The organism is Lachnobacterium bovis DSM 14045, assembly GCF_900107245.1.
In the GTDB taxonomy this organism is placed as follows: domain Bacteria; phylum Bacillota; class Clostridia; order Lachnospirales; family Lachnospiraceae; genus Roseburia; species Roseburia bovis.
This window is the reverse complement of record NZ_FNPG01000040.1, coordinates 1-9500: the sequence shown is the minus strand read 5'-3', so window position 1 is coordinate 9500 and position 9500 is coordinate 1. Positions and strand designations below refer to the sequence as shown.

The 9500-nt window shown below is 30.1% G+C and carries 7 protein-coding genes; all 7 read left to right on the top strand.

Annotation, left to right across the window (positions count from 1 at the left end):
* A partial coding sequence (locus BLV79_RS12815) for a hypothetical protein (RefSeq protein ID WP_159429360.1) occupies positions 1–1215 on the top strand: 1215 nt, incomplete at its 5' end.
* Between the two features lie 12 nt (positions 1216–1227).
* Positions 1228–1569: a hypothetical protein gene (locus BLV79_RS11915; RefSeq protein ID WP_074719211.1), complete on the top strand. Its 342-nt coding sequence runs from the start codon at positions 1228–1230 to the stop codon at positions 1567–1569.
* Between the two features lie 11 nt (positions 1570–1580).
* Positions 1581–1877, top strand: coding sequence for a hypothetical protein (locus BLV79_RS11910; RefSeq protein WP_074719210.1), 297 nt, complete (start codon positions 1581–1583; stop codon positions 1875–1877).
* A 37-nt stretch (positions 1878–1914) separates the two neighbouring features.
* A complete protein-coding gene (locus tag BLV79_RS11905; RefSeq protein WP_074719209.1) occupies positions 1915–2235 on the top strand; it encodes a hypothetical protein in 321 nt (106 codons plus the stop codon).
* 41 nt (positions 2236–2276) lie between these two features.
* Positions 2277–7349: a DUF6531 domain-containing protein gene (locus BLV79_RS11900; RefSeq protein ID WP_074719208.1), complete on the top strand. Its 5073-nt coding sequence runs from the start codon at positions 2277–2279 to the stop codon at positions 7347–7349.
* A gap of 37 nt (positions 7350–7386) precedes the next feature.
* A complete protein-coding gene (locus tag BLV79_RS11895; RefSeq protein ID WP_074719207.1) occupies positions 7387–8493 on the top strand; it encodes a hypothetical protein in 1107 nt (368 codons plus the stop codon).
* A 95-nt stretch (positions 8494–8588) separates the two neighbouring features.
* Positions 8589–9140 carry a DUF6560 family protein gene (locus tag BLV79_RS11890; protein WP_027422646.1) on the top strand — a complete coding sequence of 184 codons (552 nt, stop codon included), beginning with the start codon at positions 8589–8591 and terminating at the stop codon, positions 9138–9140.
* Positions 9141–9500 lie beyond the last annotated feature (360 nt).

Here is a 9500-nt window from a genome sequence, read left to right as displayed (position 1 = left end):
ATAGATAATTATGATGCCCTAAAAGAATTAGGTGATGACATGGAAATGTTTGTTCAAAAGTTAGCTAGAGATGGTGCAAGTCTTGGTATTTATATAGCAACAACGATGACACGATGCGCAGCCATGAGGGCAGTTGTCCTTAATAATTTTAAAGAAAAAATAGCAGGCTACAATTTCGATAATAGCGAAATCAGAAGCCTTATTGGAAGAACAACAATGGATGTTCCAGAAGATAAAAAAGGGCGTGCATTAGTCAAGTTAGATGAAATTGACATGATGCAACTATACACTCCAGTGCCATGCCCAGATGAACTAACATACATAGAAAAACTTAAAGAGTTTGTATCAACACTGGCAAAAAAATCAACAGAGAAAAAAGCCAAAGGAATACCAGTCCTTCCAGAAGAGCTCCACATTAGCCAACTTCCAGAGTATCCAGGATATGAAGAGATGGTTTCGCAGACACAAAATACAACTATATCAGAGACAGGAAAAATAATAGCAGGCGAAAACGAATCGCACCTATCTCAGATACCAATCGGTATCGAGACAGAACAGTTAAATGTGGTTGGATTAGATGTTTCGAAAGGAATGGGGCTTATAGTTGGTGAAACTCAGATGGGCCGAACTACAGTACTTAAAAATATTTTGTCATTTATTGCAAAAAGTGGACAAGCAGAAAAAATATATATAATGGATAACTCAAGCATGGGATTAGCCAAGGTTGCAAATGAATGTGAAAATGCATCATATCAGGCAGGAAGTATGGATAATTACAATATTATCTTAAAAGAGTTAACAGAAGATATCCAAAGAAGAAAAGAAGATTTCGAAGATGCAAGGATAGATGAGCCGCTTCTTACACCAAGTGAATATGCAAGTAAGTTACAAAGAAGTTATATAGTGATAGACGTTATTCAAGAAATAACGCAGCTATATAAAGATGAAATGAAAATAGATGAATTAGATATTCTTTCAGATGCAATCGATTGGGGAATAGTTCCAATAGTTGCATCAGATACAAGGTTTGGTATAAGAACAGGCAAGCTAGTAGATAAGCTTCAAGCATTAAAAAATGGAATCATTCTAGGAGATGCCACATCACAGATGATTTTTGAAGTTGGAAGAATGAGAGAGCATAACAAAGATGTTCATTTTGGATATCAAATGCAACCGACAGGAATAAGAAAAATCATGTTGGCTGATGAGATATAAAGGAGGAAAATTATGTACAATGATTACAGAGATGTTGGAGGGGTTAATACTAAAACTCAGGTAGACAAAATTAAAAAGGTGGTTAATGAGCTGAAAAAATATGAGAGTGAATTAGAAAAAAGTGTATTTGATTTAACTTTCATAAACAAAAAACTTGAAGGGGATTATCTTAAAATTGTAAAAAAAGGCGTATACGAAGGTAGAATGGCAACTGATTTGTCAAAGACCATGGATGATATAAAAAAAACGATGGATGATGCTGTGAAAAAATCAAAAAAAACAGAAACAGAGTTACTAGAGCTTATTTCCAAATTAAACAAAGAAGCAGCATCACTCAGCACAATAAAAAAGTAAGGAGGAGAAAAATGAGTAATACAAATAAAGTCGCTTTTAACGATGAAAACTATAAAAGCCTACTGGATGATATTTCTAAATTACAACAAAACTATGGAAATAACATAGATGTGATTGTAAAACAATTAAATGATTTAGTAGGATATAATGGAGATTTGAACGCGGAAAAGGTTTCTAAAAATATTAATTCAATTGTTGAACGATTAAAATGTATAAAGAATGATGCTTTAGCTTATTATGGAGCAGAAGATAAAATAATAAGTGCGTATATGGAATCAATTGCTAGAATAGATCAGCTTATAGAATAGATAAAAAACAGCAAAAGCATGGAAGGAGATATAGGCTATGTCAAGTGAAAAACTGAAAATAAACTACAGTAATGTTGAAAATAAATTACAAGAAATTGAGTCAGGTGCTAAAAAAAAGTTGCTAGATAATGGGAACAGTTATGTGACTTCTGTAAAAAAAATTGCTAGTGAGGAAGGCGCATTTAAAGAAAACATAGAAAGTACGCTTAATGATGACAAAAATTTGTTTGTTAATTTTTCAAATTTATCTGGTAAAATAAACGCTGGAATTAGGAATGTTTGTAATTCGTTTAAAAAATTAGATTCATCTATGGCAAAAGATATGCAAAAGACAAAAAAGGCAAGTAGTAAAAAGTAACAAATAATAGAATTTAAAATTCAGCTAATGGGAGATTTAAAATGGATAGAGTTTTTGATAAAGATAAAATAGAAGAATTATTAAAAGATGACAAAAAAATACTAGATCAGTTTTGTGATAAATTGAAAGAAATTCAGGGAATTTTAGGTAAAGCGCAAGCTAAATGTTGCTTGTCAAGTATTTCAACCGTGTCGGATGCAGAATTTGCAAGTGCAATAAAAAGCTTAAGTAAAATTGCAATGAGTGATTTTAAAGATACAAAGTCTAAAATAGACAAAGCATTAGAAGCAGTAAACACAATAGTGAAAGTTGATAGTGAATACTCAAAACAAATTGAAGAGCTAAAAAAAATACAAGTGAGTATTCAAAATGAGATAGACAACATGATTCAATTTATCGATACTACTCCGCTTACAATTAAGTCAGAGGATTTTTCTAGATTGTTGGTAGAAAAAGTAGATAAGTTTAATATGACATCTCAAGAATTAGATGGAATTATAAATAACATAGCAAGCTATCAAAAGGGAATAAATAAAGAACAGTCAAAATACAGTAAGGATCCTGTTAATTTATCAACGGGTAATTTTATATATGACAGCATAGATATTAGATACGGAGAAAAGGATGATGATTCATTCTATTTTAAAAGATTTTATAATTCTGTAAACTCATATGTTGGATTTCTCGGAAAAGATTGGAATTCAAATTATGAAATAAAAGTGGTATGTTATGGAGAAAATTTTGTAAAAGTTTTCTTAGAAGACGGACAAGAGCAACTTTTTTCCAAGGTTGATGATTTTCAATATGCTATTATTTTTGGGCAACATGCCACATTAAGAAAGACAGAAGAAGGATTTAGATATGAGAAGCTTTGTGGAGATGAATATTTATTTGATAATGAAGGAAAACTTATAAGATGGAATGGAGTAAATGGAGATAGTTTTGTCTTATCATATATTAAGAAAAATGATGTTATATTTCTAAAAAAAGTTACTAAGAAAACAGGTGAATTTTTTAGATTTAAATACAATGAAAATGGATTACTAGAAAGTGTATGTGATGAATGTGAAAGAACAGTACATTATGAGTATAAGGATAATTTACTTATAAAGGTAATTAAGGCAGATGGTTCGGAAATAGTTTATAATTATTCAGCAAATGGAAAATTAGAAAGCGTTCAGAATGCAGATAACATAATTGCCGTAGAGAATGAATTTGATGCAAATGGAAGAACAGTAAGGCAATATTTTCCAGATGGATCAAAGATGGAATATATTTATAATGATGAAAACCATTCAATTACAATGATTGAAAGAAATGGCTCAAAATCAATTAATTATCATGATGATAGATTAAGAAATACAAAAATTGTTTACAGCGATGGTACAGAAGAATTCACATTTAATAATATGAATTTAAAAACATCTTTCAAAGATAAGAATGGTAATATAACAAAATATTCATATGATTATAAAGGTAATATGACTGGAATTATAAGACCTAGTGGCTTAAGTTGTAAAATTGAATTTGAAGAACACAATAAACCAACTGCTTTTTATGTAAATGGGAAAAAAAGAAAATACACAAAATATGATTCATTTGGTAAAATACTTGAATTTGGTGATGTACTTAATCGCTCGGTAAAATTTGAGTATTCGAATGGGGATAATCCAAGTAAGATAATTATGCCAGATGGGGCTGAGTATAGTATTGAATATGATGATAGAAATCATATAAAAAGGATAATTGATGCGTATGGCAATTTTTCTGCTTATGAATACAATAGGTTAAATCAAGTTGTAAAGACTAAGGATTTTAATGATAATGTTTCAACATATGAATATGATATAGTTGGCAATCTTGTAAAACAAACTAATGCTCAAGGATTTTCTAAGTTATTTGAGTATAATAAAAGTGGTTTAGTTACTAAAATTGTTGATTATGATGGAAGTACAGTTATGAAAACATATAATAATTTAAATAAGTTAGATGGAGTAACTGATCAATTAGGAAGAAAAACTTCGTTCAAATATGATACGATGTGGAATGTTTCTAAAATAATTCTTCCAAATGGTGCTGAAACAACTTTTATTTATAATGAAAATGATTTATTGACAAGACGTAAAGATGCATTAGGAAATTCTATTAGATATAAATATGATGCTGTCGGAAATATTGTTTCAATAGAAGATGAAGAAGGGGCTATAACAAAGTATGAATATGATGAAGATAATAGATTAATAAAAGTTATTGAACCCAATGATGCTGTGACAACATATGAATATGATGAAGATGGAAATGTATCAAAAGTAGTTAATCCGTTAGGGGATTATGTTGTTCGACAATATGATTTGACACGTAAGTTGATAAAAGAGGAAGATAACAAGGGACATTTTAGAAAATATGAATATGATTTGATGGGCAATATTTATAGAATTACAGATGAGATAGGAAGAACTGAAAGTTATGAATATCTAAAAGGAACAAATCATATAACAAAACATATAGATTTTAATGGTACTTGTACAGAATATTTGTATGATCCAAATGGTAATGTTATCGAATCTATAGACGAATTTGGATGTTCTACAAAATATGAATATGATTCTCTTAATAGATTAATAAAAGAAAAAATTTACGATGGAACTACAATAGAGTATAAGTATGATGCCATGAACAATTTGATAGAAGCAGTTAATCAAAAAGGAGCTGTAACGAAGTATGAGTATTCTTTGACGGGAGAAGTTACAAAAGTGGTTGATGCTGAAGGCAATGAAACAAGCTATGTATATGATGAATGTGATAGATTAATTGAAATTTATCAGAAGGATATCAACACTGGAAAAGTAATATCAAAAAAATATGAGAGAGATTTACTTGGAAATATTAAAACAGCTATTGATGGCTTAGGACAAAAAGAAAAGTTTAGTTTTAATAAACGAGGTGAATTAACAGAACGAATAGATAAAGAAGGTTTTGCTACTAAGTTTGTATATAATTTAAGTGGTGACGTTAAAAAAGTTCAGTATGCTGATGGAAAAGAAGTTGAGTGTTCGTATGATGTTTTACGAAGGCTAATTGAAATAAAAGATTGGCTAGGAATAACGAAGTTTGAAAAAAATTCGGAAGGACAAATTACGAAAGTAACATATCCATCAGGCGAAAATGTTGAGTATGAATATGATGCTCTTGGAAATAGAAAAAATCTAAAATATCCAAATGGAAAAGAAGTACAATATAAATACAATAAAGATTCTTTACTTACAGAGCTTGTGAGCGGAGAAAATATTGTAAATTATGTATATAATAACAATGGTCAGATTTTAGAAAAGAAAGTTAATTGTGGACTTTCGTCAAGATACGAGTATAATGAGAAAGGAATGTTGTCGAAAATTACAAACTCAGATTCGAAAGGTATTGTAGATGAATTTGTCTATAAGTATGACGAAGTATTGAATCTAGTTGGTATAAATAAAAAAAGGCGAAATATGGATTCTGAAAATGGATTATACACTTATAGTTATGATAAACTATCAAGATTGGTTGATGTTCATAAAGATGGAAAGGCTTTAAGAAAGTATACTTATGATGCATTTGGAAACAGATTATCGTTTATGAATTTTGAAAAAAAGACATCAAATTATTATGAGTATAATGATAATAATCAACTAAAACATAAGATTACAACAGAGGATGGGATAGATTTAGAGCATGAATATAATTATAGCTATGATAAAAGAGGCAATTTAAGTCAAATTGTTGAAGATAATGTTATAAAACATCAGTATTTATATGGTTCGTTGAATAGATTAGAAAGAGTAATAGATCAAAGTGGTAATCGTAGTGATTATGTATATAATGGTTTAGGTCATAGAGTTGGAAAGAAATCTGTTATAAATGGAAAATCAATTTCTAGTAATTGGATTATTGATTTGACAAGAGAATATAATAATTTGTTACAGAAAACGGAAAACAATATGATGCAACAGTATCTTTGGGATGAGAATTTGGTTACTGTTGAAAACATAGAATTTGATGAAACTAAATCATTAGATCGATATTTATGTTTAAATGATCCTATGGGTACACCAATACGATTGTTTGATACTAATTATGATAATGTTGAAACATATAGTTTTGATGAATTTGGAAATAATACATATAACAAGAATAGTTCGTTACAACCATTTGGATTTACTGGATATCAGTATGATAGATTAGCAGAAACATATTATGCTCAGGCTAGAGAGTATAGGGCAAATGATGGTATTTTTGCAGGTGAAGACAATATAAAAGGAACTGCAATAATGCCAATGACAATGAATACATATGTATATACGGTACAAAATCCTTTAAGTTCAACTGATAAGACAGGATATTGGTGTGGCTGGGATGATTTAGCAGCGATGGGTGCTGGAGCTATAAGTGGAGTAGGTTACACGTTCGTTGGTGATATGATTCATTCTGTTCAACATGGAAAACTTGAATTGTCATCTTGGCAGGATTATACAGGTGCAGCTGTTGGTGGAGCAATTGGAGCGGAAGTAACGTTGTATGCTGGCCCGGTTGCAGGAAATGCAGTAAACTGTGGAGTTACAACATTTGCAAGTAATGAATTGAAAGTTGCAACAAATGCTAAAGATAAAAAAGATCAGGCTACTATTTTGAAAGAAACAGCTAGAGATTCAATTTGGGGTACCTTTACTGCTGGAGTTGGGGATAAAATAAAGGTGTCAAAAATCTCGAAAGGAACAGAAAAACTAGAAAAGAAACTTGCAGAAAAAGTAGGATTCAGTGGAAGTAAAGTAGAAAAGATGCTTCAAAAAGGCATGGATCAAGATGAAGCTAATGGAATTTTCAGAGAATGGACAAAGAAGGATATTAGTTTATTAAAGGGGCTTGTTTCAAAGGAGGCAAGAAAAGCCAATAAAGAAGAATTGAAAATAATAGTTGAACTTGCAAAGTCTGAGTATAAGGGTAATGCAAAGAATTATTTCTTGTATATGCTTAAATCAGGATTGAAGGATAATGTTTCTGTAAGGTCAATCGCATATAGATTGATTCAGGAGAATTCTTATAATAAGTTCCTAGAGGATAAATGTATTGTAAAATAATAATATGCAAAATAGATAAATTATGGAGGAATGAATTATGCCAATTTCAATAGTAAATAGATATTATTTAGAAGCAGTTATATGTATTGGTTGTTTGCTTTTATCAATTGAATCTGCAAGATCTTATATCTATGATATGTATAAGCATAACAAATACGGTCCATTTGCGAGGGCATTTTCGGCAGTTTTGCTAATTGGAGTAATAATTATGAGTGGAATTGTAACTGCACCGGTAAAGAACATGCGGATCATATTAGATGCTCCAAATGTTATCTTTGATAATTATAGAGAGTTTTCAGGCGTAATAAAATGGAGCGATCTTGATTCGCCACATTATGATTATAGATCTTATGAAATAGATAAATATCACATAGAGAATATAGCTAAATATGAGAATAGAGATGTCTATTTATTATGCACTGAAGATCCAGGAGAGCTTTGGAATACACATGTTACCGTAAGATATTATCCTTTGTCACATATAGGGTGTATTACCGAGATAGATAAAGGAAAAGAAAAACTGGTATTTTCAAGGAAATATACAGATAGAACGGCAGAATTAGCGTTGTATGTAACATTGAATGCTTTATATCTTTTATTAGGAGTATGGAATTATTATTTTAATGGTTTTGAAAAAGTTGTAGACAAAAAGGATCATTTTATAAGAGTTAAATCAGATGATGGAAACGTTTTTAAGAGATTAGGAAAATATTTTTTTGGTGCTATATCTCTGATTTTACTAACACATATATCTATGCTTTTTGTGACGAAGCCAGTGCCAGAAACTGCAATGCTTACAGTGTATGCAGTTGTGTTCATTTATATGATAAAAGCTTACTTAAAAACTAGAGATTGTTTATCAATATGCCGCGATAAACCTATAATGAGACATTATCATGGTAAAGAAATACTTGAGGAATTTCCTTGTAAGATTGATAGAGTAGATGATGATGGATTTTGTGTGAAGGATATAAATGATAAGTCAAAAGAAAAGATAGTTTATGAAATCTCTTATAAGGATAAAAAAATGCAGTTAGACAATGAATCAATTTGTTACGGATTTGAAACAGTAGATGCATTATATAAAAAACTACTCGAATCCAAACTTGAAAAGCCAGGGGTTAAGAAAAGATATTACCTATGATTAAATACCAATTAGAATCATAGATAAAATAAAAAAAATACTTATAATCAAAAGTTTTAAGATTATGAGAATACATTAAAAATGGAGGTATCGAAATGATATATGGTATTTTTGGAGCAATTATAATGGGTTGCTTATCAACATGGTATGAAAAAGAACAAAAAAGAAGGACTATGGAGTTGGAAAGAGCAATTTTGGATAAGGAGGACACACACCATTTTGTGTCATTTTTACCAGCAGCCTCAACAGTTTTAGGAAGAATTGCAGTAGGTCTTTCAATTTGTATGGCAATATTCTTTTCACTAGGAATTGAAGAAAAAGGAAAAGATATGATTCCATATTTTGTAATAGTTGCGGTTACACTTCTTATAGGAATACTTTTTCAAGTGTCAGGAGCACGATGGAAAATGATCGTTGAGGAAGATGATGTAACAGTTTATCCTGCACTTTTTGGAAAAGTTAAGAAATTCAAAATCAGTGATATTAAATATGTTAAAGTTGGAGAGACAAAAAAGGAAATCTCACTTTATAATGCGCAAAACAAGAAATTCTATACAGTCGATCCAGCAACAACTAAAGCACCTCTTTTTAAAGCGAGATTAATAGAAGAGAGACTTTTACAATTAAATGAGTTGACTTCAAATTAGATTAAACTAAAAAAGTAATATTAGACATTTGAAAATGTTTTTTATCAAGAAAGAATGATTTCATATGTGAGTTAATGTATGGAATTATTCTTTCATTTTATGCCAAGGTTAGGAAACTAAAGATGTATATCTAGATGGAAGAAGTTTGGGCGAAGGGCATCATTGATGCTTTTGATTATGATTGGCAATACTGTTTTGGAACAATAGTTACAATTTAATTAATGGTTGTGTAATTTGGGCGTATGTATTATTAATGTTATTGGGAATAGCCTGGATTATAATAGTGGATATTACATTTATTGCAAGATTTTTACATGCAAGCAAAGCCAAAAAAGTAACTACTTTCGTAAAAATAACCGA